The sequence below is a fragment of the Novosphingobium sp. 9 genome (assembly GCF_025340265.1).
In the GTDB taxonomy this organism is placed as follows: domain Bacteria; phylum Pseudomonadota; class Alphaproteobacteria; order Sphingomonadales; family Sphingomonadaceae; genus Novosphingobium.
In genome coordinates, this window is record NZ_CP022707.1 from 720,828 (window position 1) to 745,168 (window position 24,341).

The 24,341-nt window shown below is 65.3% G+C and carries 24 protein-coding genes and 3 pseudogenes; 14 read left to right on the top strand and 13 right to left on the bottom strand.

Features of this window, described 5'->3' with window-relative positions:
- Window positions 1-61: 61 nt before the first annotated feature.
- Entirely contained in the window at window positions 62-784 is a 723-nt protein-coding gene (gene phbB / locus CI805_RS03545; protein ID WP_260926326.1) for an acetoacetyl-CoA reductase, read from the bottom strand.
- 213 nt (window positions 785-997) lie between these two features.
- Window positions 998-1,804, bottom strand: coding sequence for a hypothetical protein (locus CI805_RS03550; RefSeq protein ID WP_260926328.1), 807 nt, complete (start codon window positions 1,802-1,804; stop codon window positions 998-1,000).
- Window positions 1,805-2,178: 374 nt separating this feature from the next.
- Between CI805_RS03550 and CI805_RS03555 the strand changes: the two genes are divergently transcribed.
- The 6 genes and pseudogenes from CI805_RS03555 (at window position 2,179) to CI805_RS03580 (ending at window position 8,352) form a co-directional block, all read left to right on the top strand.
- Window positions 2,179-2,667, top strand: a complete 489-nt coding sequence (locus CI805_RS03555; protein WP_409934928.1) for a DUF3576 domain-containing protein — start codon at window positions 2,179-2,181, stop codon at window positions 2,665-2,667.
- A gap of 88 nt (window positions 2,668-2,755) precedes the next feature.
- Window positions 2,756-5,268, top strand: a pseudogene (leuS, locus tag CI805_RS03560) (leucine--tRNA ligase).
- Window positions 5,265-5,773: pseudogene (gene lptE, locus CI805_RS03565) on the top strand (LPS assembly lipoprotein LptE). The pseudogenes leuS and lptE overlap by 4 nt, the downstream one beginning before the upstream one ends.
- On the top strand, window positions 5,770-6,795 hold the full coding sequence (gene holA, locus CI805_RS03570) for a DNA polymerase III subunit delta (RefSeq protein WP_260926330.1): 1,026 nt from the start codon (window positions 5,770-5,772) through the stop codon (window positions 6,793-6,795). The pseudogene lptE and the gene holA overlap by 4 nt, the downstream one beginning before the upstream one ends.
- A 157-nt stretch (window positions 6,796-6,952) precedes the next feature.
- Entirely contained in the window at window positions 6,953-7,183 is a 231-nt protein-coding gene (locus CI805_RS03575; protein WP_260926332.1) for a hypothetical protein, read from the top strand.
- Window positions 7,162-8,352, top strand: coding sequence for a sugar transferase (locus CI805_RS03580; protein ID WP_260926334.1), 1,191 nt, complete (start codon window positions 7,162-7,164; stop codon window positions 8,350-8,352). Before CI805_RS03575 ends, CI805_RS03580 begins: the two co-directional genes overlap by 22 nt.
- Window positions 8,353-8,668: 316 nt before the next feature.
- On the opposite strand, the gene CI805_RS03585 is transcribed toward CI805_RS03580, so the two are convergent.
- The 4 genes from CI805_RS03585 to CI805_RS03600 form a co-directional block, all read right to left on the bottom strand.
- On the bottom strand, window positions 8,669-9,034 hold the full coding sequence (locus CI805_RS03585) for a hypothetical protein (protein ID WP_260926336.1): 366 nt from the start codon (window positions 9,032-9,034) through the stop codon (window positions 8,669-8,671).
- 115 nt (window positions 9,035-9,149) lie between these two features.
- Window positions 9,150-9,707 (bottom strand): LptA/OstA family protein, encoded by a 558-nt coding sequence (locus CI805_RS03590; protein WP_409934929.1) that lies wholly within the window; start codon window positions 9,705-9,707, stop codon window positions 9,150-9,152.
- Window positions 9,704-10,351, bottom strand: a complete 648-nt coding sequence (locus CI805_RS03595; protein WP_260926338.1) for an LPS export ABC transporter periplasmic protein LptC — start codon at window positions 10,349-10,351, stop codon at window positions 9,704-9,706. Before CI805_RS03595 ends, CI805_RS03590 begins: the two co-directional genes overlap by 4 nt.
- A gap of 24 nt (window positions 10,352-10,375) precedes the next feature.
- Window positions 10,376-10,999, bottom strand: coding sequence for a ribonuclease D (locus CI805_RS03600; protein WP_260926339.1), 624 nt, complete (start codon window positions 10,997-10,999; stop codon window positions 10,376-10,378).
- Window positions 11,000-11,115: 116 nt separating this feature from the next.
- Here CI805_RS03600 and CI805_RS03605 point away from each other — a divergent pair.
- Window positions 11,116-11,816 (top strand): annotated as a pseudogene (locus CI805_RS03605) (uracil-DNA glycosylase).
- A gap of 363 nt (window positions 11,817-12,179) precedes the next feature.
- Window positions 12,180-12,818 carry a phosphatase PAP2 family protein gene (locus CI805_RS03610; protein WP_260926340.1) on the top strand — a complete coding sequence of 213 codons (639 nt, stop codon included), beginning with the start codon at window positions 12,180-12,182 and terminating at the stop codon, window positions 12,816-12,818.
- Here the strand turns inward: CI805_RS03610 and gluQRS are convergent.
- Window positions 12,782-13,654 carry a tRNA glutamyl-Q(34) synthetase GluQRS gene (gene gluQRS / locus CI805_RS03615; RefSeq protein ID WP_260926341.1) on the bottom strand — a complete coding sequence of 291 codons (873 nt, stop codon included), beginning with the start codon at window positions 13,652-13,654 and terminating at the stop codon, window positions 12,782-12,784. The genes CI805_RS03610 and gluQRS overlap by 37 nt on opposite strands.
- Before the next feature lie 335 nt (window positions 13,655-13,989).
- Between gluQRS and CI805_RS03620 the strand changes: the two genes are divergently transcribed.
- Window positions 13,990-14,598: an HNH endonuclease gene (locus tag CI805_RS03620; protein WP_260926342.1), complete on the top strand. Its 609-nt coding sequence runs from the start codon at window positions 13,990-13,992 to the stop codon at window positions 14,596-14,598.
- A 58-nt stretch (window positions 14,599-14,656) separates the two neighbouring features.
- Here the strand turns inward: CI805_RS03620 and CI805_RS03625 are convergent, their stop codons facing one another.
- From CI805_RS03625 to CI805_RS03640, 4 genes are all read right to left on the bottom strand, one after another.
- Entirely contained in the window at window positions 14,657-15,211 is a 555-nt protein-coding gene (locus tag CI805_RS03625) for a DsbA family protein (protein ID WP_260926343.1), read from the bottom strand.
- A gap of 71 nt (window positions 15,212-15,282) precedes the next feature.
- Window positions 15,283-15,654, bottom strand: a complete 372-nt coding sequence (locus tag CI805_RS03630) for a flavin reductase family protein (protein WP_260926344.1) — start codon at window positions 15,652-15,654, stop codon at window positions 15,283-15,285.
- Complete coding sequence (locus CI805_RS03635) at window positions 15,627-15,845, bottom strand: hypothetical protein (protein WP_260926345.1); 219 nt, start codon at window positions 15,843-15,845, stop codon at window positions 15,627-15,629. The genes CI805_RS03630 and CI805_RS03635 overlap by 28 nt, the downstream gene beginning before the upstream one ends.
- Window positions 15,846-16,117: 272 nt before the next feature.
- Window positions 16,118-17,449 carry a dicarboxylate/amino acid:cation symporter gene (locus CI805_RS03640; RefSeq protein WP_313958519.1) on the bottom strand — a complete coding sequence of 444 codons (1,332 nt, stop codon included), beginning with the start codon at window positions 17,447-17,449 and terminating at the stop codon, window positions 16,118-16,120.
- 234 nt (window positions 17,450-17,683) lie between these two features.
- Between CI805_RS03640 and glmM the strand changes: the two genes are divergently transcribed.
- From glmM to thiD, 4 genes are all read left to right on the top strand, one after another.
- The gene (gene glmM / locus CI805_RS03645; RefSeq protein ID WP_260926347.1) at window positions 17,684-19,024 is read left to right on the top strand and encodes a phosphoglucosamine mutase; all 1,341 of its coding nucleotides are present in this window, start codon (window positions 17,684-17,686) and stop codon (window positions 19,022-19,024) included.
- Between the two features lie 196 nt (window positions 19,025-19,220).
- Complete coding sequence (locus CI805_RS03650; protein ID WP_260926349.1) at window positions 19,221-19,445, top strand: DUF1272 domain-containing protein; 225 nt, start codon at window positions 19,221-19,223, stop codon at window positions 19,443-19,445.
- 363 nt (window positions 19,446-19,808) lie between these two features.
- Window positions 19,809-20,744 (top strand): phosphatase PAP2 family protein, encoded by a 936-nt coding sequence (locus CI805_RS03655; RefSeq protein ID WP_260926350.1) that lies wholly within the window; start codon window positions 19,809-19,811, stop codon window positions 20,742-20,744.
- 11 nt (window positions 20,745-20,755) lie between these two features.
- Window positions 20,756-21,505: a bifunctional hydroxymethylpyrimidine kinase/phosphomethylpyrimidine kinase gene (gene thiD, locus CI805_RS03660; RefSeq protein ID WP_260926351.1), complete on the top strand. Its 750-nt coding sequence runs from the start codon at window positions 20,756-20,758 to the stop codon at window positions 21,503-21,505.
- On the opposite strand, the gene CI805_RS03665 is transcribed toward thiD, so the two are convergent.
- Together CI805_RS03665 and CI805_RS03670 are read right to left on the bottom strand one after the other, a co-directional pair.
- Entirely contained in the window at window positions 21,487-22,026 is a 540-nt protein-coding gene (locus CI805_RS03665) for a GNAT family N-acetyltransferase (protein ID WP_260926355.1), read from the bottom strand. The two genes, thiD and CI805_RS03665, sit on opposite strands and share 19 nt — an antisense overlap.
- A gap of 25 nt (window positions 22,027-22,051) precedes the next feature.
- Window positions 22,052-22,942, bottom strand: a complete 891-nt coding sequence (locus tag CI805_RS03670; protein WP_260926357.1) for an LOG family protein — start codon at window positions 22,940-22,942, stop codon at window positions 22,052-22,054.
- Window positions 22,943-23,073: 131 nt separating this feature from the next.
- Between CI805_RS03670 and CI805_RS03675 the strand changes: the two genes are divergently transcribed.
- Window positions 23,074-24,138 (top strand): LD-carboxypeptidase, encoded by a 1,065-nt coding sequence (locus CI805_RS03675; RefSeq protein WP_260926358.1) that lies wholly within the window; start codon window positions 23,074-23,076, stop codon window positions 24,136-24,138.
- Window positions 24,139-24,341 lie beyond the last annotated feature (203 nt).

Genomic DNA, 24,341 nt, shown 5'->3' on the forward strand with positions numbered 1-24,341 from the left:
AGGGCGCCGGGGTGGACCGGGAAGAGCGGGAACGACGTGAACGCCGCTCCCGAACCTCGCATCAGTACATGTGCTGGCCGCCGTTGATCGACAGCGTCGAGCCGGTGACGAAAGCGGCTTCGTCGTCGCACAGGAAGGCCACGCCGCGCGCGATTTCCTTGGCGGCACCAAGGCGGCCCACCGGGATGCGGGCGACGATCTTCTCCAGCACGGTGGCGGGAACGGCAGCGACCATGTCGGTGTCGATATAGCCGGGCGCGATGGCGTTCACGGTCACGCCGAACTTGGCGCCTTCCTGCGCCAGCGCCTTGGTGAAGCCGTGGATGCCGGACTTGGCGGCGGCGTAGTTCACCTGACCGTACTGGCCCGACTGCCCGTTGATCGAGCCGATGTTGACGATACGGCCCCACTTGCGTTCGCGCATGCCGGGGAACGTCGCCTTGGCCATGTTGAAGCAGCCGCCAAGGTTGATGCGCATGACCTCGTTCCAGTCATCGAAGGTCATCTTGTGGAGCACGCCGTCACGGGTAATCCCGGCATTGTTGACGACGATATCGATCGGGCCGACTTCATCTTCCACGCGCTTGCAGCCGACGAGGCAGGCCTCGTGATCGCCCACGTCCCAGCGATAGGCGGCAATTCCGGTACGCTCGGTAAAGGCCTTGGCCTTTTCCTCATTGCCTGCATAATTCGCGACGACGGTGTGGCCACGCTCTTTCAGGGCCAGCGAGATCGCCTCGCCGATGCCGCGGGTTCCGCCGGTCACGATTGCCACTTTCGCCATATCGATCCTTTCCCTTGCGCCTGTCCGATGACAGTCATGCTATTGCTAGGAAATGCTTGATGGCAGGGCAAGATTGCAGTTCGGTGAGTTAAACTTGCAATTTTTGAACGCAACATGCGCGTGGTGCACGCAATGCTTTGCATCTCACCGCTTGACGGACACGCGGGGTCCTCGCCCAGGCCTGGACCCTTGTCAGAACGGGAATATCAGGTTTCAGAACTTGAACTGGGTGCCGAGATAGACGGCCTGACTGTCCAGCTTGCCGTCGGTCAGCGGCATCAGTCGCTCGCGGTCCTGTGTGTAGCGCACGCCTGCCGTGACATCGAGATTCTTGGTCACGCGATAGGCGCCGCCGACGTCAACTTCGTTCGAATCACCGGCATAGCTGCGTGGCGATCGTCCGGTCGGGTGCTTGTCATCGAAGGAAAGTCGCGTGCTGAAGCGCGAGGGATCGGCTTTGCTGTTCCCGCCCGGCGTCAGGTTGAAGCGCTTGAGATCGGGAAGGTCCTGAATATCGTGCGGCGCTGGCGAAGGGGGAACGAGGTTCTGCTGCGAGAACGACTGGTATCCCCCGCGCGAAACCCCCAGATTGAAGGCGGCCGGCGCGATGCGCATGCGATTGGCTGCCGCGGTGGGGCTGTCATCGGCCTGCGGCAGAGGGATATGTCCATGGACGATGATCGCCTTGGCGGCTTCGGGGTCGACACGGACCGCCACCGTCACGGCGCGCTCCGGACGATTGGGCGTACCGGCCGGAGTAAACGGAAACCGCTGCCCCTTGGCGAGCGAGCGCAGGGCCATCTCGCGGGCAAGCGAAAGCGAATCGGTGGCCGCTGTCAGCGGATCGACCACGGTAACGGCATGGGCGTGGCGCAGGTTCGTTGCAAAGGCGAGCATCGCGCTGGGCAGCGCAAGCACCGCCACGCAGGAGGCAAGTCCCAGTCCCGCACGCATGGCCGAGCGCGGCGCGGAGTCCGGCTCCTGCACGATGCGGGGTTGAGATAAGGCAAGCGTTGCCATGTCCAGACGATCCGACCCAGTTTTCCTTCAGCGCGGCATCGTCCGGCGGGGCGATGGCTTCGGGCGCATCCTATGAAGCAGCATCCGGCTTAACACAGGCTGATCGGCGTGGGGAGCGGTCTCGTGCATCGTACACCCTTCCCGTTCCCCTTTCCTCGTTCATCGCGCGTTTAGCTTGCCCGTCCCTAATGCCACGGCTGCCAGTCGTGTCCGCATGCAAACCGCTTTCGTCTACAGGCCGGCAAACGACGGCACCTGCTGCGGTGGCCCTTGCCGCGCGAGCGCGGGCAGCTATAGAGGCGATGGATCTTCGCGCGTCAGGCCCGTTGCCCCTGTGGCCGGATGGACGTCATGGAACAGGAACTGGAATTACGATGACAGGAAGCACCGACACCGGCCGTACTCTTGCAGGCAAGCTGGCCCGCGCCGGTCTCGCCGCCGGCCTCTGCGGCGTTGTCGCGCTTTCGATGGCGGGGTGCGCGGGCAAGCGTCCGGTGCAGTCGCAGGCCGTGCTTGCGGCCTCGAAGGTGACGACGATCGGCGTGAACAGCTACCTGTGGCGCGCCAGCCTCGATGCGCTGTCGTTCATGCCGCTGCTCCAGACCGACAGCAACGGCGGCGTCATCGTCACCGACTGGTACGTCAACCCCAAGGACCCGACCGAGCGGATGAAGGTCTCGGTGACGATCCTCGATCAGGATCTGCGCGCCGATGCGCTGAACGTCGCGGCGACCCGCGAAGTGCAGCAGAACGGCACCTGGGCGCCAGCACCGGTACAGGCTGCAACGGTCCAGAAGCTGGAGGATATCATCCTCACCAAGGCGCGTGACCTGCGTCGCGAATCGATCACCAGCTCCAACTGATATTTCCTGCGCGTCGTCGTTCCCGGTTTGAAAAGGACCGGCGACGCCACCCCGCAGGGCGCGATCTGCCCTTGAGAGAGACTGATACATGACCGAGCGGTTCGATCCGGCTCAGGCGGACACGCGCTGGCAGAAGGTTTGGGACGAGGCACAGGTTTTCCGTGCCGACGATGCGACCACCAAGCCGCGCAGCTATGTCCTTGAGATGTTCCCCTATCCTTCGGGGCGCATCCACATCGGCCACGTCCGCAACTACACCATGGGTGACGTGCTGGCGCGCTACAAGCGCATGCGCGGCCATGAAGTGCTGCACCCGATGGGCTGGGACGCGTTCGGCATGCCCGCCGAAAACGCGGCGATGGAAAAGGGCGTTCACCCGGCGGCTGGACGCGCGACAATATCGCCAACATGAAGGCGCAGTTGAAGCGCCTGGGCTTCGCGCTCGACTGGAGCCGCGAGATCGCCACCTGCGAGCCGGAATACTACGGCCACGAACAGGCGCTGTTCCTCGATCTCTATGCCAACGATCTGGTTTACCGCAAGGAATCGGCGGTGAACTGGGACCCGGTCGACATGACCGTGCTGGCGAACGAGCAGGTGATCGACGGGCGCGGCTGGCGTTCGGGCGCGCTGGTCGAGAAGCGCAAGCTCTCGCAGTGGTTCCTCAAGATCACCGATTTCGCCGACGAACTGCTCGAAGGCCTCTCCACGCTCGACAAGTGGCCCGAGAAGGTCCGCACGATGCAGGAGAACTGGATCGGCAAGTCGCAAGGGTTGCAGTTCCGCTTCGACCTGTCCGACGGCGGCGCGGTGGAAGTCTACTCGACCCGTCCTGACACCATTTTCGGCGCCAGCTTCGTGGCTGTCGCCGCCGATCACCCGATCGCGCAGAAGGTCGCCGAAGGGCGCGCCGACGTGCAGGACTTTATCGCGCTGTGCAAGCAGGGCGGGACGACGGCGGCTGAGCTGGAAACGGCGGAGAAGCTGGGCTTCGATACCGGCATCACCGCCAAGCATCCATTCACCGGTGCGGCGCTGCCGGTCTACATCGCCAACTTCGTGCTGATGGACTACGGCACCGGCGCGGTGATGGCCGTTCCGGGGCATGACCAGCGCGATTTCGAGTTCGCGACCAAGTACGCCCTGCCGATCCTGCGCGTTGTCGCGGCCAGCGCCGAGGAGGCCGACAAGCCCTTCGACGGTGAGTCAGAGGCAGGCGATGGGGTTCTGGTGAACTCCGACTTCCTGAACGGCCTGAGCGTCGCCGAGGCCAAGGCTGCCGTCATCGCGCGGGCCGAAGGTGAGGGCTGGGGACAGGGCCAGACGGTGTGGCGCCTGCGCGACTGGGGCGTTTCGCGCCAGCGCTACTGGGGCACGCCGATCCCGTTCGTCCACTGCGAGATCTGCGGCGTGGTGCCGGTGCCCAAGAAGCACCTGCCGGTCACGCTGCCCGAGGACGTCGATTTCTCGGTGCCGGGCAACCCGCTCGACCGTCACCCGACATGGAAGCATGTCGACTGTCCGCAATGTGGGCACGCGGCGCGGCGCGAGACCGACACGCTCGATACCTTCGCGGACAGCTCGTGGTATTTCCTGCGCTTCGCCAGCCAGCCTGCCGACGCGCCGTTCGACCCGGCGGTGATCGCCAAGTGGCTGCCGGTGGAACAGTACATCGGCGGTATCGAGCACGCGATCCTGCACTTGCTCTATGCCCGCTTCTGGACCCGCGCACTGGCCCGGGTCGGCAAGGTCGAGGTCACGGAGCCGTTCGCCAGCCTGTTCACGCAGGGCATGGTGACGCACGAGACCTATTCGCGTCCCGAGGGCGGGCGTTCGGTGTTCTTCGCGCCGTCCGAGATCACGCGCAGCGCCGATGGCGCGACGCTCAAGGCCGATGGCCAGCCGGTGGAAGTCGGCAAAGTCATCAAGATGTCGAAGTCGAAGAAGAACGTCGTTGATCCCGACGAGATCGTCGCGACTTACGGCGCCGATGCGATCCGCTGGTTCATGCTGTCCGACAGCCCGCCCGAGCGTGACCTGCCGTGGTCGGAAGCCGGGATCGAGGGCTGCGGCCGCTTCGTGCAGCGCCTGTGGCGTCTGTTCGGCCAGTTCGATGCGAGCGCGACCGGCGAGGACAAGGCTCTTGACCGCAAGGCGCACCAGACCGTCGCCGCGATCGCCGGCGACATCGAATCGCTCGGCTTCAACAAGGCCGTGGCACGCATCTACGAACTGACCGGCGCCACCGAGAAGGCCGTTCCCTCTGCCAGCCGCTCGCAGGCGATCCGCACGCTGCTGCTGCTGATCGCGCCGATGATGCCGCACCTTGCCGAAGAGGCATGGTCGACCTTCGGAGAGGGGCTCGTCGCCGAGGCGCTGTGGCCCGAAGTCGATCCGGCGCTGCTGGTCGACGACGAAGTGACCGTGGCGGTGCAGGTCAAGGGCAAGCTGCGCGACACGCTGACCGTCGCCAAGGGCACCTCGAAGGAGGAACTCGAAGCGCTTGCCCTCGCCAGCGAGAAGGTGCAGCGTGCCCTCGATGGAGCCGAGGTAAGGAAAGTGATCGTCGTGCCCGACCGTCTGGTGAACCTGGTCGCATGAAGCGCCTCCTGCCTCTCGCCGCCGCTGCGCTGGTCCTCCCTCTGACGCTGTCGGGCTGCGGCCTGACGCCGATGTATGCCGGCGGCGGCCATGGCGCGATCGCGCAGGGCTTTCCAGCGTGGAAGTCTCGGCGATCAGCGGGCAGGACGGCTGGCTGGTGCGCAATGCGCTGGTCGACAATCTGGGCAGCGGCAAGGTCAGCAACCCCAAGTACCGCCTCGATGTGCGTCTCGACGACAAGCTCGAAGGCCTTGCGGTGCTGTCGGACGACTCGATCACGCGCGAACGCCGCACGCTCAGCGCGCGTTATCAGTTGGTGGACAATGCCACCGGCGAAGTGCTGCTCGATTCGAGCGCCAGCTCGGACGCAGGCATCGACGTCGTCAGTTCCGACTATGCGACGATCGCGGCGGAGCAGACGGCGCTGGAGAACCTGTCGAAGGATATCGCCACCCGGATCGTCACCAGTGTCGCGCTGCGCCTGCGCGGCGATACGGACCAGTGAAGGCCACCCAGCGCGATTTCGCAGGTCTGGCTCAGCGCGTCGCGGGTCAGGCGCGCGTCTTCTTCTTCTGCGGTGACGAGGCGAGCGCGGGCGATGCCGCCGCGCGCATTTTCGACCTGCTGCTCGATCCCGGCGAGCGAATCGAGTTCACCGGCGCCGAACTGAAGCGCGATCCCGTCCGGCTGGGTGACGAGGCGCGCTCGACCTCGCTGTTCGGCGGCACGCGCCATATCTGGATTCGCGTGCAGGGCGATGAGGCGCACGATGCCCTGTCGATCCTGCTGGAAGGCGAGGCCGAGCCTTGCCCGGTGCTGGTCGTCGCCACCGGTGCCACCGACAAGTCGCGCACCGCCAAGCTGCTCGCGCCGCGCCCCGATGCGCTGGTCGCGATGTTCTACCCGCCTGACCTTGCCGCCGTGTCGGGTTCGGTGCGCGCGATGGCCAACGGGGCCGGGCTCAAGATGGGCAGCGATCTGGCCGAGCGGATCGCGCGTGCTGCCGGGCTCGACACGCGCCTTGCCCGTGCAGAGGTCGAGAAACTGGCGCTCTACATGGATGCAACGGCGCAGACCCCGCGTGCCGTCACGGTTGCCGATCTCGATGCCGTGGCAGCGCGCACCGAAGATGACGATTTCGGGCCACTGGTGGATGCCGTGCTGGGCGGTCGCAAGGCCCAGCTGGCAGGCGAGCTCAAGCGGTTTCGCGATCAGGCGATCAACCCGGTGGGCTTGCTGCTGGCCATCGAGCGGCGCGTGGCGCAACTGGCGGCGCTCAACGCCCGGCTGGGCGAGCAGGCCGATATTGCAGCCTTTATCAAGACTGAAGTCGATGCCCGCCGCATATTCTGGAAAGATCAGGCGGTATTGGGCGCACAGTTGCGGATATGGCACGGTCCGCGATTGGCCCGACTGGGCGCGAGACTGGTGGAAACGCATCGCATCCTGATGAAAAACAATCAGGATTCCGAGCTTTTATTGTCGCAGGTGATGACCCAGATAACGCAGATCGCCAGCAGATCGTAAATATAACCCTGCCTGCGGAACATTCCATCATTGCAGTATTTGTGGTTGCCGTAAGTATGCCCTGGTAGTTATACCTATTGCAGTGCAGCGAGGGGCTGTCTGGTGCGCCGTCTGGGAATTATCGGGCGGGAGGAACAGGTTGGGGAGTGCAAACGTCATGAATGCGCCCATCGCCCAACAGGCATTGGCTGATTCGCAGCTGGCAGACAGTGCACTGCTCGTGGCGCCTTCGCTCACGCAACGACGGCTGCAATGCTATCTGGCTCTGCTTCTGGCAGACATTTTTGCGATCCTGGTCGGGTTCTCGATCGTCGGTTATGTTTTCATGGGACAGCGCGGGCTGAAGAATCGCTGCTGCTCGCACAGATGCTGTTTCCTATCTACCTGACCATCGGTCTGTACAACGGCGCCTATTCGATCGCTGCACTGCGACGCCCCTGGACCGGCATCGGTCGGGCGCTGTTCGCCATGGCGATCGGTCTGGTCGCGGTGATCTTCGTACACTTCCTGGTCAAGGCATCGACGGAGTTTTCGCGCATCGGCTTCGTGTCCGGGGCCCTGAGCGCATCGGCATTGGCTGTATGGGGGCGCCTTCAGCTGCGCAGCTTTGTCAGCTGGCGCTGCGGACACAACGTCATCAACGAACTGGTGATCGATGACGGTGGCCCGCAAGTGCAGATCCCCGGTGCCATCCGCGTCTCTGCGGCAGCCATGGGGTTGCGCCTGAACCTCGATGATCCGCACATGCTGGCGCGCGTGGGGCTGGTACTGCGCAATATCGACCGCGTGATCGTCAGCTGCCCGCCGGAGCGGCGCGCATCCTGGGCTGTGGTGCTGAAGGGCGCCAATGTCGACGGGGAAGTGCTGGACGACGAAGTCGCGCGCCTCGGTGCCCAAGGCGCGCGTGTGGCTGGCGGCTATGGTCTGCTCATGGTCTCGACCGGGCCGCTGGGTCTGCGCGATCGGGCGATGAAGCGGCTCTTCGACATAGCGTTTTCCGGCGCGGCAATCCTGGCGCTTTCGCCGTTGCTGCTTGTCGTGGCGGCGGCGGTGAAGCTTCAGGACGGTGGCCCGGTGCTGTTCGTCCAGCGGCGGATCGGTCGCGGCAATCGCTTCTTCTCGATGTACAAGTTCCGTTCGATGTCGCAGGCGTTGAGCGATGCGGACGGCAGTCAGTCCGCCTCGCGCACCGATCAGCGGATCACCCGCGTCGGTCGGTTCATCCGCGGCACCAGCATCGATGAGCTGCCGCAACTGTTCAACGTTCTGCTTGGCGACATGAGCCTTGTCGGGCCGCGTCCGCATGCCATGGGCTCGCTGGCGGGCAGCAAGCTGTTCTGGGAAGTCGATCGTCGCTACTGGCAACGGCATTGTCTGAAGCCGGGCCTCAGCGGGCTGGCGCAGGTGCGTGGCTTCCGCGGCGCCACGGATCGCGAATCGGATCTTACCGATCGCTTGCAGGCGGATCTGGAGTATCTGGAGGGCTGGACGATCCTGCGCGACATCCAGATACTCGCGATGACGCTCAGAGTGCTGGTCCACGATCGCGCCTATTGATGCGCGGTGAGAGAAGGCCGGAGACCCCGCAAAGGATGGTGGTCTTGCGAAAGGCGCTTTTAGAGTCAGTTTGAAAAATGCCTGCGGCGGCATTTTTGGTTCGGCACCGGCCCTCTCCCCACCCTGTCACCCAACGGTAGTATCGTACGGGTGGTAGGGTGGAGGAGAGGGCCGGTGCCGCCAAATTCGGCTATGCCGAATTTTCAAATGGGCTCTTGTACCAATCTCCGATGAGTCCGGCTCATCGAGCTTTGGTCTTACTGCGAAAGCCGATAGCTGACGCTGCCGCTGGTCAGCACGATATCGAGCCAGAGGCTCACGCCGTCCTCTTCTTCTGCCCATACCGGCTCGCACGCATTGCCGGTGAACTGCCCCAGGCGCTGCCGCCCACGGTGACGGGCACTTTTGTCGCGCCGCCATCGATAGAGCGCAGCAGGCGGACGGTGCCGGACCAGGTTCCCGAGAGCGAGATCATCACCGTGCGACCGGCAACCGGAATGTAGGGGCCAGCGATCGCATTGGCGGCGGCGGTGCTGCTGAGAGCTGCTGCAGGCGCGCTGGCGGCCATCGTGACAGGCAGGGGCTGTGCTGCATGCACGAGCGAGAAGTCGCCGCCGGTGTCGGAAAAGCCGACTGCGAAGGCGGGCGTATAACGGGCGGGGGTAGAAATCGGACTGGTCATCGGGGCTCCTGTCTCTGAGGAAGGCCCAAAACCAGATACGCAGGTTCGATGATGTAGGAAAACGGTTTGGTGTCGCAGGCCTTCCGGAATTTCGCTTCCGGAAGGCTTGCGAAGATCACTTCTTCTTGGGCGCGCCCTGCGTGGCGGTGCTCTGCGTCGACGAGGACTGGTTCTGCTGCTTGGGCACCGTGAAGGTGCCTGAGACGCGCCCGCCCGTCGCCTGCGAGACACCGGAGTTGAGGTCGATCACGAAGCGTCCGCCATGCAGTGTATCGCCGTTGTCGCGCTTGATCGTGGCATTGCCGATCATCGTGATGATCCGCTTGTTGAAATCGTAGATCGCGGTATCGCCGGTCGCCACTTCACCCGGACGCGTGACGATGACGTTGCCGCTGGCGGTGATGCGCTGGATCTGCGTCTGGTTGCCCTGCGTGTAATTGACCAGCGTGCGGGCCGAGCGCAGGCGCAGTTCGGCCTGCGTGACATCGACGTTGCCGGTCAGGATCACGCGGTTCTGCTTGTCCTGAAGTTCGATGTGATCGGCTTCGGTATGGACCGGGGCATTGCTGTCATGACCCTTGAGCATCTGCGCGCCGGACTGCGTGGCCAGCAGCAGGCAGCTACCCGCCATGGCGGTCATCAAAACGGCACGGCCTGCGCGGCGAAGCGTCATTTGGGTATCCTCATCTTGCCCGGCACGATCGTCATGCGGGCACGGCCGTCCAGAATGACCGTCCGGTTCTCGAAATCGGCAGACATCGTGTCTCCGCTGAACGTACCGGTCGGAACCTGGCCCTGAACGCCGCCGGTTCCCTTAGCAGTCTTGGTCTTGATGTCGATATCCACCTTGCTGGTGGTCATATGATAGCCGTCAGGCCCGTTGAAAACCACCGGGCCATCGGCCTGCAGCTTTTCGACGTTATAATCGTAACGGCCGGTGGGGGCGTTGATCCGCGCAGGACCGTCATTGAGTGACAGCTCCGCCCCCAGCCCCTGGAGGTTGACGATCGAGTCGGTCGCCGATGTCTGCAGCGCGTGGTCGGCGGTGATGAGGAACGGGCGGCCCCGGTCATCCTTGCCGCGATAGCCGGCATTGGTGGCGGCAAGGCGATCGTTGGTGACGGCCACCTTGTTGCGGTCGAGCAGGAAGCTGACTTCTCCGCGCGGTGCCAGCGGCGTGACGATCAGCACTGCCAGCATCACGCCTATGCCTGCGGGCAGGGCCCTGGACAGCAGCGCGATCATCCGGTCGCGCGCGCCGCCCGGCCTTGCCAGATGCTGGCGGCGGTTGCGGATCTGGGTGGCCTCTACCGACATGCGATGGTTCCGAAGGCGCCGCGATCAGGCCGCAGCGTGGCTGAAGATGTCGTGCTCGGGCCAGCCGGCGAGATCCAGCCGCGCGCGGGCAGGCAGGAAGTCGAAGCAGGCCTGCGCCAGTTCGGTGCGCTTCTCGCGCGCCAGACGCTCCACCAGAATGGTGTGCATGGCGTGGAGATAGCGCACGTCGGAGGCGGCATAGTCCTTCTGCGGCTCGCTCAGCTCGGCGGCGCCCCAGTCGCTCGACTGCTGCTGCTTGGAGACTTCCTTGCCCAGCAGTTCGCGCACCAGATCCTTCAGGCCGTGGCGGTCGGTATAAGTGCGCACCAGCTTGCTGGCGATCTTGGTGCAGAACACCGGCGCTGCGGTAACGCCGAGGTAGTGTTCGATCGCCGCCAGATCGAAGCGGGCGAAATGATAGAGCTTCAGGCGCGCCGGATCGGCCAGCACCGCGCGCAGGTTGGGCGCGGCATAGTCGCTGCCCGGCGCGAAGCGGACGAGGTGCTCGTCGCCCTGCCCATCGGAAATCTGGACGACACACAGACGGTCACGCGGGGTGATGAGCCCCATCGTCTCGGTGTCGACGGCAACGGGTCCCGGCGCGAGCACGCCTTCGGGGAGATCTTCTTCGTGGAGATAGACAGCCATAATCTGAAAATGCTTAGGGACTGGACCCGGTTTCCGCAATGGCGGCATTGTCGATGCAATGCACAACAGGCCGATGCGGTGCACAACGAAGGGCGAAGTCCATGGATGCGAGGCAAATGGATCACACGGATCAGGCGCCGGGCGTTCCGCCGCCGGTTCCGATCTCGTGGCAGGCAGCACTCGAAGCTGTGCTCTCCACCCCGAGTCGCGGCGGCTGGGCGGCTGGCTGCACGAACAGGAAGCCGCCGGAAAGCGTATCTTCCCGCCGCGCGGCACCCGCCTGCGCGCGCTGGAACTGACGCCGCTGAATGAGGTGCGCGTGGTGATCCTGGGGCAGGACCCCTATCACGGTGCGGGGCAGGCGCACGGGCTCGCGTTCTCGGTGCAGGAAGGCGTGCGCACGCCGCCCTCGCTGGTGAACATCTACAAGGAACTGGCCACCGATTGCGGCGTCACCGCGCCGGGGCACGGCAATCTCGAACACTGGGCGCGGCAGGGCGTGCTGCTGCTCAACAACGCGCTGACGGTGGAGGAGGGGCAGGCCGGATCGCACCAGAAGCGCGGCTGGGAAGCGATCACCGATGCCGTCGTCGCGGCCGTCGCGGCCAAGGCCGAGCCTTGCGTCTTCCTGCTGTGGGGCAGTCATGCCCAGACCAAGGCGATGCGCGTGCCCGGCCTTGCGCAGAGCCATCATCTGGTGCTGTCAGGCCCGCATCCCAGCCCGCTGTCGGCGCATCGCGGCTTCTTCGGCTGCCGCCACTTCAGCCGCACCAACGCCTTTCTGGCCGAACACGGACGCGGCACGATCGACTGGTGAGGGGAGCATAGTCCTCTCCACGCAAAGGAGAGAGAGTAAAGGTCCGCTATGGGTGGGGAGCGGTCATAGCCCTCTCTCCTTCAGGGAGAGGGTTGGGAGAGGGGAGCGCGCGACCTAACCCCTCTCAACTACGGCTAGGCAGCAAGCTGCCAAGCCTTCGTATCTCTCCCCTGAAGAGGAGAGAGATATGTCCACCGTGGGGCGAAAGCAGTCTCATTCGCCATTTTGCCAAGGTCATCGAGTGTGCGATCCTGTCTTGCCCAAGCTGGAAGGACGGCTAAGGGGGATGTGGATCGCGCCTGTGTCTTGGTGGCCGCGTCTGGCGGCGATGCGCGCCTTTGCTAGGGAAATACCCGGTCTGTGATGCCTTTTTCTGCTTCTGCCATCCGGTACTGGCTGCTGTGTCTGGTCGTCTGCATGGCCGTGTCGGGGGTCGCGTTCGTCCATTTCGATCTGGCGATCGAGCGGTATTTCCACCATGTCTCCAAGAGCGTGAAGGGGCTGGAATCGGGTCTCGCCGGGACCGTGCTGATGGCGCTCGAATTCGCGATGATCGCCGCGATGCTGGGGCTGCGCCTGTTCCGCCACCGGTCCTCGAACTTCGAGAAGGCGGTGATCCTGGCCTGCGTGACCTCGATCCTTGCCTACGACGTCAATTCCAACATTCTGAAGGTACTGTTCGGCGTTCCCAATCCCGCCGATGTGCTGCATGGGGCGTGGCACGGCTTCTACTGGTTTGCAGGGTCGGAGCATAGCAGCTTTCCTTCGGGACACATGGCGCTGGCCGGGGCTTTCGCGGGCGTGTTCATGCAGCGCTATCGGTGGAGCGTGTGGCCGCTGGGCGCGCTGCTGGCGATCGCGGCGGTCACGCTGGTGATCGGCGGATGGCACTTCGTCAGCGACGTTCTCGTCGGGACGTTCGTTGGTGTGACGGCGGGGCTGGTGGCCGCGGTCGGCGCGCGGCGCTATCGGTTTCTGGCGCCGACGGGAACGCCTGAGTAGTCAGATACCGCCAGCCCTTCCGGCAACCTTCCTGCTCTGAGCATCTCGGCCAGCGCGGGGCCGTCTTCCCCTGCGGCGCGGCGGTCGGCCAGCGCCGGAGAGCCGCGCCGCTTGGCCAGCTTGCGGCCATCGGGCTCGACCAAGAGCGGGTGATGGTGCCAGACCGGCACCGGCAGATCGAGCAGCGCCTGCAACAGACGGTGGATGTGGCTGGCGGCGAACAGGTCCATCCCGCGCGTGACGAGCGTGATGCCATCCGCCGCATCGTCCAGCGTCGCGGCGAGGTGGTAGCTGGCGGGCAGGTCCTTGCGCAGCAGCACGACGTCTCCGAACATCTGGGGCGTGGCGATCTGCGGCCCGGCGACCTCGTCAGTCCATTCGAGCTGTCCGGTGAGCGCGACGGCGCGGGCTATGTCCAGTCTCCATGCCGCGCCTTCGGGCGATACCTCGCGGTGGCGGCAGGTGCCGGGATAGATCGGGCCGTCGGGGCCGAGGACAGCGCCGTGTTCGGCAATCGCGGCGGCGATCTCGGCGCGGGTGCAGGCGCAGGGATAGAGCAGGCCCATCGCCTTGAGGCGCTCGCCCGCCTCGGCAAAGCGGGTCAGGTGTGCCGACTGGCGGATCACCGGGCCGTCCCAGGAAAGGCCCAGCCATGTCAGGTCGGCAAGGATATCGTCCACGAAGTCCTCGCGACTGCGGGCGCCGTCGATATCCTCGATCCGCAGCTGGAACGCACCGCCGCGCGCCCGCGCCAGATCGTGCGCGATCACGGCGGCGTAGGCGTGGCCGAGGTGCAACTGGCCGTTGGGACTGGGGGCGAAGCGGGTGCGGATCACCCGTGCGGGCCTAGCGCGCGGGGGGAATGGGGGAAGGGGGCTCTCATTCCTCTCGTCATCCCCGCGAAGGCGGGGATCCAGAAGCTCGCGTGCTTCCGTCTGAAAAAAGCTGGATCCCCGCCTTCGCGGGGATGACAAGAGTATTCGCCGGGATGACGAAAGGAAAGGTGATGGCGGAAAGCGGCAAGGTCAGGGGCAATCGCAGCTGTGGCCCATCTGCCTGTGGATTGTAATCGCGGCGTCATCGCGGTTCGGCTTGACGTGGAGTCCGCCAAGTGCTGGAAAGTGTACATGCACTGCCATCATACAGTCATAGCGGTCTGCGACAGGAGGCCATGCTCAGATCGGAGCTGATAGAGCGCGCGGCCCGGTTCCGCAGCGCGGAGGATGATCCCTCCCGAAGTCTTTCCGACTGTCCTGCCCTTGTTCTCAATGCGGATTACACCCCGCTCTCGTATTATCCTTTAAGTCTCTGGCCTTGGCAGACCACGATCAAGGCGGTGGTCCTCGAAAGGGTCGATATCGTTTCCAGTTACGACCGGGCGGTGCGCAGCCCCAACTGGACCATGCAGATCCCTTCGGTGATCGCCTTGCGCGAATATGTGAAACCTTCGGAATTTCCGGCCTTTACCCGCTTCAATCTGTTCCTGCGCGATCGCTTTTCGTGCCAGTACTGCGGGTCTCCCCATAATCTGACGTTCGATCATGTGGTGCCGCGCCGGCTGGGTGGGCGCACCAGCTGGGAGAATATCCTCACCGCCTGTGCGCCCTGCAACCTGAAGAAGGGCGGGCGCACGCCCCGGCAGGCGCATATGCCGCCGCTGGTCCAGCCGATCCGGCCGACCAACTGGCAGTTGCAGGAGCGCGGTCGCGCTTTCCCGCCCAACTACCTCCACGAGACCTGGCGCGACTGGCTCTACTGGGACGTCGAACTGGAAGCGTGAGACGGGAGAGGCCGGGCGATCCGGCGCTCCCCCATCCGAACTTACCCCAGCCTAAAACTTACCCCAGCAAGGCTTTCGCCCAGTCCTCGATGGCATCGCCGCTGCCCATCTTCGCATCGATCAGCCCGTCGAGCATGAAGGTGGGCGAGACGTGGATGCCGTTCTGGCGCGCGTACTTGCAGTGCCACTTGATCGCCTTCTGAAGATCGGGCTCGGCGAAGGCTTCGGTCACCCGCACGCCGGAATAGGCCTCGATCCGGGCGATGATATCGTCGGGCGTCGCCTGACGGTTGGGGCCGGTGGCGTGGTGCTCGAACTCGAATTCCTCGCGGTGATCGGCGACCGCCTGCATCACCTTCTTCGCGGCGGCCTTGCCCTCGGGCAATGTCGAGGCGGCGAGGATGCAGCGCACGATCACGCCCGAGAACATGTGCCAGGGCTGCGATTGCAGGCGGATCTTCACCGTCGCCTTGTCCTCCCCCACCAGCGCCAGGAACGCGTCGAGCTTGTTGAACGCGCGCACCGAGAACGGGCAGGTGGGTTCGAGGAATACCTCGAAGACATGCGGGCCATGGCCCCATTCGAGCGGATCGGCGAAAAGCGTATCGGTCATGAAGGGGATCTCCTGTGCAGCTCGCCTTATGAGATAAGCACCACCGCAGGAATACAACCCTTTGGTTTATATCATATCCCCAGCATGTCCGGGCGGAACAGGTGGCGGCGCGAGACGCGCTTGCCCGAGAGCATGAACTCGCCATCGCCCACGTAGTGCGCGTATTCGGGCGCCGTGGGATGGTCGCGCGCGTCGATATGCAGCACTTCGAGGATGAACAGGTTGTAGCGCTCCGCCGCGCGATCATCATGGATGCGGCATTCGAGGCTGGCATGGCACTGCGGCAGCGACGGCGCGGCGACCTTCTGCGAGGTGGTGCGCTCCAGTTTGAAGCGTTCGAACTTGTCGCCCTCCGCGCCGGATACGTTGCCGACGCCCACCACGGTATCGAGCATATCGGCGGTGGGCACGTTGATCACGCATTCGCCGCTGGCGCGCAGCATCTCGTGGCTCTGGTTGCCCTTGGCAACGACGCAGCTGACCAGCGAGGGGTGAATTCCAGCACCTGATGCCAGCCCATGGTCATCACGTTGTCCGCCCCGCCTGCATGGGTGGTGAGCATCACCACCGGACCGGGTTCGAGGAACTGGCGGGCGTGGGAGGCAGGCACGGCGCTGCGGATGGCGGTGGTCATCGAGGCGGGAACTCCTGAGGGGGATACACCCGGTTCAAGCGATGACGAGGACGCCGGTTTCGCCGGGCAGCGGCCAGCCGGTAGGAGAGCAGGGCGATCCGAATCGGCGCGGTTGCCCGTTTCGCGCCTGCCTCTCTCAGTGTCCCATTTCAGTGCAAGTTCACGTTTCATGCCAAGGCGCTGAGATGCTGACGCATCACGCCTTGGAAATGTTCAAGCGCCACACGGGGCTTAACCAAAGCCCCATGAGCCAAGCTTATCGAGCTTTGGTTTCAATGCACCGTTTCGGGACGTGCTGCCTCACTGTCGTGTTCGCCCTCGTTCACGCCGCGGTCGATGGCGGCGGTGATCGCGGTGTCCATCGTCACGTTGCCGACCGTGCGCATGATGTCGGGCAGCATCTCCACCGCCACCAGAATGCCCAGCGGCCACAGCGGCACGCCCATTGCGGCAGCGACCGGCGCGATGTTGAGAATATAGGTGATCGTGCCCGGCAGCGAGACCGAGCCGAAGGTGGTGATGAAGGCGACGACGACGCCCGCCGCCAGCGCGCCCGCCGAAAGATGGACACCGGCGATATGGGCAGCGAAGACGGCGGCGCCCACGTTCATCGCCGGGCTGGTCGCGCGGAACAGCGTGACGGCCAGCGGCAGCACGAACTCGGCACTGGTCGCGCGCAGTTCCAGACGGCGACAGGCGGCGAGCATCGCGGGCAGGCTGGCGAGCGAGGACTGGGTGGAGATCGCCACTACCTGCGCGGGCAGCACGGCGGAGGCGAAGGCGCCCAGCCGCTTGCGCCCCGCCACCATCGCCACCGGATAGGCGAGCAGCAGCATGACGAGGCCGCAACTGGCGACCAGCACGATATACTGCGCCAGCGCGCCGATTGCCTGCATCCCGCTGTTCGCCGCGAGCGTCAGCCCCAGCGCGAAGACGCCGATGGGGGCCAGCCACAGCACCCAGCCGATCACCACCATCATCGCCCCGGCAATACCCTCGAACAACAGCGCCAGCTGGCGGCGCGGCGCTTCGGCCAGACGGGTGGAGGCCAGCGCGAACAGCGCGACGAAGATGATCACGGGCAGCATCGCGTCGTTCGCGGCGGAAGAGACCACGTTGGTCGGCACGATGGTGCGGAAGAAGTCGGCCATGCCCGGCACCTGCTGAGGCACCGTGGAGTGGGCGGGCTGGACGAAACTGCGCGGCGGATCGAACGTGGCGACCAGTCCGGTCATCACGCTGGCGCCCACGACCGAGGACAGCGCCAGCGTGCCGACGATCCAGCTGAGCGTACCCCGGGCGATGGCGCCGGTGCTGGCGGCGGCGGCGGTCTCGACGATGCCGGTGAACAGCATGCCCGCTACCAGCGGCAGGATCGTCATCTGCAGGCCCTGCAGCCACAGCGCACCGATGGGCGCGGCGATGGCGGCCAGCGGCGCGATCAGGCTGGTTTTCGCCAGTGCGAGGCCGAGCGCGAGCCCGGCGGCCAGCCCTCCCAGGGTAAGCAGGCCGGGCACCTTGATCTCGGGCATGCGGCTGGCGCTGTTGGAGGCGGCGCCGGGCGGAGGAGCACCGTTCGAGGTCGCGCTGGTATCGGCGGTCATGCTGGTCCTTCAGGTGCGGTAAACGATCGGTCTGCTTGAGGCCGCACGCGCATTCTTGGCGTCGGTGGCGCTCGTCCCTGCACGGCAACCTTAGCAAGCTTGCGCGCATTGGCAATTTGCCTGAAGGGGCAAGTTGATAGACAGGGGCTATGGACCATCGAAGCGCGGGCCGTTCCGGTGGGGCCGGGTCTGTTGAAGTAATGGTCTCTGGCGAGGATCGGGAAGGCGCAAGGTATGGCAAAGCAGTTCTTCGGCACCGACGGTATCCGCGGTCGCACCAACAAGGGTGCGATGACCGCTGCCACCGCGATGAAAGTGGGGCAGGCGGCGGGCAAGCGCTTCCTGCGCGGCGCCCATCGCCACCGCGTGGTGATCGGCAAGGACACCCGCCTGTCCGGCTACATGATCGAGAACGCGATGGTCGCAGGCTTCACCAGCGTGGGCATGGACGTGGTGCTGCTGGGCCCGATGCCGACGCCCGGCGTCGCGCTGCTGACGCGCGAACTGCGCGCCGATGTGGGCGTGATGATCTCGGCCAGCCACAACCCGTATGAGGACAACGGTATCAAGCTGTTCGGCCCCGACGGCTTCAAGCTCTCCGATGAGGACGAGTTCGCCATCGAGGCGATGCTGGGGCAGGAACTGGCGCTGGCCGAGAGCGAGGAGATCGGTCGGGCCCGTCGCATCGACGACGCACGCGGGCGCTATATCCACGCGGTCAAGCGCTCGCTGCCCGAACAGATCCGCCTCGATGGCCTGAAGATCGCGGTCGATTGCGCGAACGGCGCGGCCTATCAGGTCGCCCCTTCGGCGCTGTGGGAACTGGGCGCGGAGATCGTCGCGGTCGGCGTCAATCCCAACGGCAAGAACATCAACAAGGCCTGCGGCTCGACCCACCCCTCGCTGTTGCAGGAGACGGTGGTGTCCTCTGGCGCGGATATCGGCATCGCGCTCGATGGCGATGCCGACCGCCTGATCGTGGTCGACGAAAAGGGCAAGGTGGTCGACGGAGACCAGATCATGGCGCTGATCGGCAGCCAGTGGGCGATGCAGGGCCGTCTGCGCGGCGGCGGCGTGGTGGCGACGATCATGTCGAACCTCGGCCTCGAACGCTTCCTCAATGGACAGGGGCTGACGCTGGAGCGCACCGCCGTGGGCGATCGCCATGTGCTGGAGCGCATGCGCAAGTCGCAGTTCAATGTCGGCGGGGAACAGTCCGGGCACATGATCCTGCTTGACCATGCGACCACCGGCGACGGCACCGTGGCGGCGTTGCAGGTGCTGGCGGCGCTGGTGCAGAGCGGCAAGCGCGCAAGCGAGCTGCTCCATCTGTTCGATCCGGTGCCGCAGCTGCTGCGCAATGTGCGCTTCTCGGGCGGCAAGCCGCTGGAGGCCGAGAGCGTGAAGGCCGCGATCGCCGATGTCGAGGCCTCGCTCGCCGGGCGCGGGCGTCTGGTGATCCGTCCCTCGGGCACCGAGCCGGTGATCCGCGTCATGGCCGAGGGCGACGATGCCACGCAGGTCGAGGCGGCGGTCGCGCAGGTCTGTTCGGCGGTGGAGCAGGCGGCGGCCTGAATCGCCGGGACCTGAATCGCCCCCCTCTGAATCGCTACTGCGTAACGGGCCACCTGTTGCCCAATATCCCGCCCCGGCCCGAAATCGCCGGGTCGGGCGAGGGGCCTTGCGGCTTGGCTCTGGCATAATCGCGAACAATCCGGCAAAAGCGCGCGCTCACGGGCTGCTGCGAGCCTTGATGTGCCGGAGTGCCCTGATGCTGGAAATGAGACCCGATTGCGAACGCTGCGGCACGGCGCTGCCGGCCGAGGCGCCGGGCGCGTTCATTTGCAGCTTCGAATGCACCTATTGCACCGAATGCGCTGATGCGCTGGACGATCTTTGCCCCAATTGCGGGGGTGAACTGGTCGACCGGCCGACGCGCGCGAAGCGGCACCATGATTCGGCGCCGCCGTCAAAGGAGCGTCGTTTCAAGGGGTAAGGCGCCTGCTGCATTGCGTGCGAAAGGTCCGATACGGCCTTTCGCGCGCGGCAGGACTGTACCTGAGGCTCATGTTGCCATAAAAGTTTCACGGCTGGTCGACCCCGGAAGGGTGCCGTTCAGATTTCCCGTCCTAGTAGTTTTTGTCCTGTCGTGTGTTTCGACCGGTTTCGCCGCATTGGTGGGCCGGCCATGATCCTGGCCTTTCCCGACCGCAGGAAAGGGCGGAAGTATCTGTAGAGAGCGGTGTTTTCGAGGTCACGCGTGCCTGCCGTCAGTCCCTTCTCTCCTCCTCCGCCCCACAATGACCCGTCCGAACCGCCGCGTCTTTCCCTCGTCGTTGCCGAGCCGCGCGAGATCCAGATGATCTCCTCGCGCATGGTGCTGTCGCTGCTGGCGGGCGGGTGCGTGCTGCTGGCGCTGCTGCTTCATGCCGCCGATGTGGAGATCGCCGCCAGGGCGCCCGGAACGCTGCTGTATACCGCGATCTTCGCGGTGCTCGGCCTGTTCCGCTGGCGCACGCGCGGGACCACGCACCGCATCCTGCGGCCGCTGGGCGACATGGTGGAATATGCGGCGCTGTTCATGGTCGTCACGCTGACCTGCGCGATCGCGAGCTATCCGGTCGCGGCGCTCAGCCGGGGCTTTGCCGATGCCGCGCTCCAGCGTGCCGACATGGCGCTCCATTTCGACTGGCTGGCCTGGTATCGCATGGTGGCCGCGCATCCGCTGCTGCAGGACGTCAGTCGCAGCGCCTATGCGATGATCTATGTATCCCCGGCGATCCTGCTCGGCTGGCTGGCGTGGACCGGCCAGCGGCGCGTGGCGCATGACTTCATCGTCGCCGTGTGTCTTGCCGCGTGGATCACGCTGTTCGCCTTCTGGTTCATGCCTGCTGTCGGCCCGTTCGCCTATCTGTGGCACGGGGCGATCCCCTATCTGCCGGTGAGCGACCTGTGGCAGCCGCAGGTGATCCCGCAGCTGCGCGCGCATGTCTTCACCGAAGTTGATCCCGGCCATCTCGTGGGCCTCGTTTCCGCGCCCAGCTTCCATGCGGCGGCCGCGACGCTGCTGATAACGTTCGCGGCGCGCCAGAAGGTGATCCGCTGGCCGCTGATCGCGATCAACGTGGCGATGCTGCTCTCCACCCCGGTCGAGGGCACGCACTATCTCACCGACATGATCCTGGGCGCGATCGTGGCCGGGATCGCGCTGCAGCTGACCGTGCTGCTGCGCGAATGGGTGGGGGTGCGCGTGCGGATCGGCACGCAGGCCCGAAAGTCCGGCGCTCTGGCGTGAATATCGGGGGCATGAGCATCCCCCGCGTCCTCTCTATTGCCGGGTCCGACAGTTCGGGTGGCGCCGGTATTCAGGCCGATATCCGCACGATCACGATGCTGGGCGGTTATGCGATGACCGCGATCACCGCGCTGACCGCGCAGAACTCGCTGGGCGTGAGCGCGGTCGAGGTGATGCCTGCCGACTTTGTGATCGCGCAGACCCGCGCCTGTATCGACGATATCGGCGTGGACGCGGTGAAGATCGGCATGCTGGGCAGCGCCGATATCGCCCACGCCGTGGCCGATCTGCTGGAGCGGACAGACGTGCCGGTGGTGTTCGATCCGGTGATGATCGCCACTAGCGGAGCCGTTCTGGCCGATGCCGATACCGTCGCCGCGTTCAACCGGCTGATGGCGCGCGCCACGCTGACGACGCCCAATTACAACGAGCTGGCCGCCCTCGGCGGCGCACAGGCGCTGGTCGCGCGCGGTATCGCGTTCCTCGCGAAGGGCGGCGATGCCCCCGGCGACGTGGTGGAGGACCGGCTGGAGCGCCCCGGCCTGCCGCCGAGGCGCTGGCAGGCGTCACGGATCGAGACGCGCCATACCCACGGCACCGGCTGCACGATGGCCAGCGCCATCGCCACCGGGCTGGGGCAGGGGGCGGCGCTGGAACAGGCGATCGAACAGGCGCGCGCCTTCGTTCGTGCCGCCCTGCTGGCCGCACCCGGCTTTGGCGCCGGGCACGGCCCGCTGGGTCATCAGGCGGTGCGGCTCTGAAAGGTGGCGGCGTCGAGTTGCAGGTAGACGCTGTCGCACCATTCCTCGCCAACCTGCCATGTACCTTGCGCGCGGCCCGTCTCCTGAAAACCCAGCCGCGTCAGCAGGCCGAGGCAGGCCATATTGCGCGGATCGACGTCGGCTGTGGCGTGGGGAAGGCGGTGTTTGGCGAAGCCACGGGCCAGCACGGCCTCCAGCGCCTCGCGCATCAGGCCCTGTGCCCAGAATGCCGGGTGCAGGATGAAGCCGAGTTCCGGGAAGCGCCAGAACCCGGCTTTGCCGATGGCGCGGCCTTCGTGTTCGATCACGAAATCCTCACCCTGCTGTGCGGGCAGGGCGATCATGCCTGCCAGCCAGTCGCGGGTTTCGTCCATCTTGGTATGCGGCAGGCGCGACCAGTAGCGCATCGCCTCGGGATGCGCGAACACGGCATGGAGGTCGTCGAGGTCGTCGCCAAGGGCCGGGCGCAGCACCAGACGCGATGTGGTGATCGTCGCGCCTGGTGCTGCCTGTCCGGTCATGTGCCTTGCTCGGTGTCCTGAAAGCTCAGGTGGTGCGGGGCGTCTCGAACTTGATGTCGTAGAACTCGCAGACGCGCTTCCAGCCGTCTTCGGCGGTCTCGCACCAGGTGAACAGGTTCAGGTCCGCCTTGTTGATCACGCCTTCTTCGGCCAGGGCCTCGAAGTTGACCACGCGCTCCCAGAACTCGCGACCGTAGAGCAGGATCGGGATCGGCTTCATCTTGCCGGTCTGGATCAGGGTCAGCAGTTCGAAGAACTCATCGAAGGTGCCGAAGCCGCCGGGGAACACCGCCACCGCGCGGGCGCGCAGCAGAAAGTGCATCTTGCGCAGCGCGAAGTAGTGGAACTGGAAGGCGAGGCGCGGGGTGACATAGGGGTTGGGCGCCTGCTCGTGCGGGAGCACGATGTTGAGGCCCAGCGATTCCGCGCCGACATCGCTGGCGCCGCGGTTTGCGGCTTCCATGATCGAGGGGCCACCGCCCGAGCAGACCACGAACTGGCGCATGCCCTTCTCGACGATGGCGCGCTGGCTCGCGAACTGGGCGAGGCGGCGTGCCTCATCGTAATACTTGGCCTTGGCGGCAAGCTTTTCGGCCACCACGCGGCGTTCGTCGCTGTCGGCAGCGGCGACCAGCGCCTCTGCGGCCTCGGGCGAGGGGATGCGGGCAGAGCCGTACATCACCAGCGTCGAGCCGATGTTGGCCTCTTCCAGCAGCATCTCGGGCTTGAGCAGTTCCAGCTGGAAACGCACCGGGCGCAGCTCGTCGCGCAGCAGGAACTCGGTGTCCTGAAAGGCGAGGCGGTAGGCGGGGTTGCGGGTCTGGATCGTGCCGCTCTGGGCGTCGGCAAAGCCGGCTTCCTGTTCGGCCTTGTAGAAGCGGCGGTGGGACAGGCTCTGCTGTTCGTCTTCGGTCATCGTCTTTTTAGTCATTACCCCTTCATGGCCTTTCCCCGGCGGTTTGCAAATACATCTTTGGCGGTTCGTGAAAGGCGCAGCGGAAATAGGGGCTCGCCCGAAGGAATGTCGATCGTTAGGCTGCTGCCGTCATGACCTTTTCCGCGCTCCCCCGCCGTTCCGCCCTCGGGCTTCTTGCTGCCGCGCCTGTGATGATCGGTGCGCGGGGACTGGCCCGTGCCGCCCCAACTTCGCCACCCCGTCCGCCGCTGCGCAAGCCCAGGGCGCTGAAGGCAGGCGATACGCTGGGGCTGGTCGCGCCCGCAGGCTTCATTGCCGACCGTTTCGGGCTGGAGGAGATCATGGAGGCGGTGCGCGCGATGGGGCTGGAGCCCAAGCCTGCCGCGCACATGCTCGATCGCAACGGCTATCTGGCCGGTTCCGACAAGGACCGCGCCGACGATCTCATGAAGATGTTCCGCGATGACAGCGTGTCCGCGATCATGTCGGTGCGCGGGGGCTGGGGATGTGCGCGCATCCTGCCGCTGCTCGACTATGCCGAGATCGCCCGCCATCCGAAGATATTCTGCGGTTTCAGCGACAACACCGCGCTGCATCTGGCGTTTGCCGCGCATACCGGGGTGCCGAGCGTGCATGGGCCGAACGCCTCGGCTTCGTGGCCGCAGGATGCGTGGGATGCCTTCCATGCGCTCGCCTTCGAGGGCGCGACGCCGACCTACAAGGTGCCCGCCAATGTCGGCACCAGCCTGTCCGCGCAGACCAACCCGGTGCGCACCTTCCATCCCGGCACCGCGCGCGGGCGGCTGCTCGGCGGCAATCTCACCGTGCTTTCGGCGCTGGTCGGCACGCCCTACCTGCCCGACTTCACCGGCGCGATCCTGTTCATCGAGGATACCAACGAGTCCGAATACCGGATCGACCGGATGCTGACGCAGCTCTCGCTCGCCGGGATCTTCGACAAGGTGGCGGGCATCGTGTTCGGCCAGTGTACCAACTGCGTCAACCCGGATGGCGGCTGGGGCAACTTCACGATCTACGAAGTGCTCGACCGGCAGTTCGCTTCGCTGGGCAAGCCCGCGTTCCAGGGCGCGGCGATCGGGCATATCGCCCATCAGGACAGTATTCCGGTGGGAATCCCGGCCGAGATCGATTCGATTGCAGGCACGATTCGCGTGCTGGAGCCGCTGACGGCCTGATCCCGCTGCCCAACCGGTGCGCCGGAGTAACGATTCGGTAAAAATCAGCCTCGGGTTTGCACTTAGGCTTTGCCCTTTCTTACGGAAAAGCTAGGGTTTTATACCGGGGTCGCGGGGGCGCGAAACCTGTCGTTAACCATTGTCTGCGATCCAGAGTTGGAAACATGGTTCGTAGAAATACGGAAAATACGGAAGGGTTTTGC

Bases quoted from the DNA above. Each gene is read 5' to 3' on its own strand.
- phbB (WP_260926326.1), bottom strand. From the start codon at position 784: ATGGCGAAAGTGGCAATCGTGACCGGCGGAACCCGCGGCATCGGCGAG.
- CI805_RS03550 (WP_260926328.1), bottom strand. From the start codon at position 1,804: ATGGCAACGCTTGCCTTATCTCAACCCCGCATCGTGCAGGAGCCGGAC.
- CI805_RS03555 (WP_409934928.1), top strand. From the start codon at position 2,179: ATGACAGGAAGCACCGACACCGGCCGTACTCTTGCAGGCAAGCTGGCC.
- CI805_RS03575 (WP_260926332.1), top strand. From the start codon at position 6,953: ATGAATGCGCCCATCGCCCAACAGGCATTGGCTGATTCGCAGCTGGCA.
- CI805_RS03580 (WP_260926334.1), top strand. From the start codon at position 7,162: ATGCTGTTTCCTATCTACCTGACCATCGGTCTGTACAACGGCGCCTAT.
- CI805_RS03585 (WP_260926336.1), bottom strand. From the start codon at position 9,034: ATGACCAGTCCGATTTCTACCCCCGCCCGTTATACGCCCGCCTTCGCA.
- CI805_RS03590 (WP_409934929.1), bottom strand. From the start codon at position 9,707: ATGACGCTTCGCCGCGCAGGCCGTGCCGTTTTGATGACCGCCATGGCG.
- CI805_RS03595 (WP_260926338.1), bottom strand. From the start codon at position 10,351: ATGTCGGTAGAGGCCACCCAGATCCGCAACCGCCGCCAGCATCTGGCA.
- CI805_RS03600 (WP_260926339.1), bottom strand. From the start codon at position 10,999: ATGGCTGTCTATCTCCACGAAGAAGATCTCCCCGAAGGCGTGCTCGCG.
- CI805_RS03610 (WP_260926340.1), top strand. From the start codon at position 12,180: ATGCCTTTTTCTGCTTCTGCCATCCGGTACTGGCTGCTGTGTCTGGTC.
- CI805_RS03620 (WP_260926342.1), top strand. From the start codon at position 13,990: ATGCTCAGATCGGAGCTGATAGAGCGCGCGGCCCGGTTCCGCAGCGCG.
- CI805_RS03625 (WP_260926343.1), bottom strand. From the start codon at position 15,211: ATGACCGATACGCTTTTCGCCGATCCGCTCGAATGGGGCCATGGCCCG.
- CI805_RS03630 (WP_260926344.1), bottom strand. From the start codon at position 15,654: ATGCTGCGCGCCAGCGGCGAATGCGTGATCAACGTGCCCACCGCCGAT.
- CI805_RS03635 (WP_260926345.1), bottom strand. From the start codon at position 15,845: ATGACCACCGCCATCCGCAGCGCCGTGCCTGCCTCCCACGCCCGCCAG.
- CI805_RS03640 (WP_313958519.1), bottom strand. From the start codon at position 17,449: ATGACCGCCGATACCAGCGCGACCTCGAACGGTGCTCCTCCGCCCGGC.
- glmM (WP_260926347.1), top strand. From the start codon at position 17,684: ATGGCAAAGCAGTTCTTCGGCACCGACGGTATCCGCGGTCGCACCAAC.
- CI805_RS03650 (WP_260926349.1), top strand. From the start codon at position 19,221: ATGCTGGAAATGAGACCCGATTGCGAACGCTGCGGCACGGCGCTGCCG.
- CI805_RS03655 (WP_260926350.1), top strand. From the start codon at position 19,809: ATGATCTCCTCGCGCATGGTGCTGTCGCTGCTGGCGGGCGGGTGCGTG.
- thiD (WP_260926351.1), top strand. From the start codon at position 20,756: ATGAGCATCCCCCGCGTCCTCTCTATTGCCGGGTCCGACAGTTCGGGT.
- CI805_RS03665 (WP_260926355.1), bottom strand. From the start codon at position 22,026: ATGACCGGACAGGCAGCACCAGGCGCGACGATCACCACATCGCGTCTG.
- CI805_RS03670 (WP_260926357.1), bottom strand. From the start codon at position 22,942: ATGACCGAAGACGAACAGCAGAGCCTGTCCCACCGCCGCTTCTACAAG.
- CI805_RS03675 (WP_260926358.1), top strand. From the start codon at position 23,074: ATGACCTTTTCCGCGCTCCCCCGCCGTTCCGCCCTCGGGCTTCTTGCT.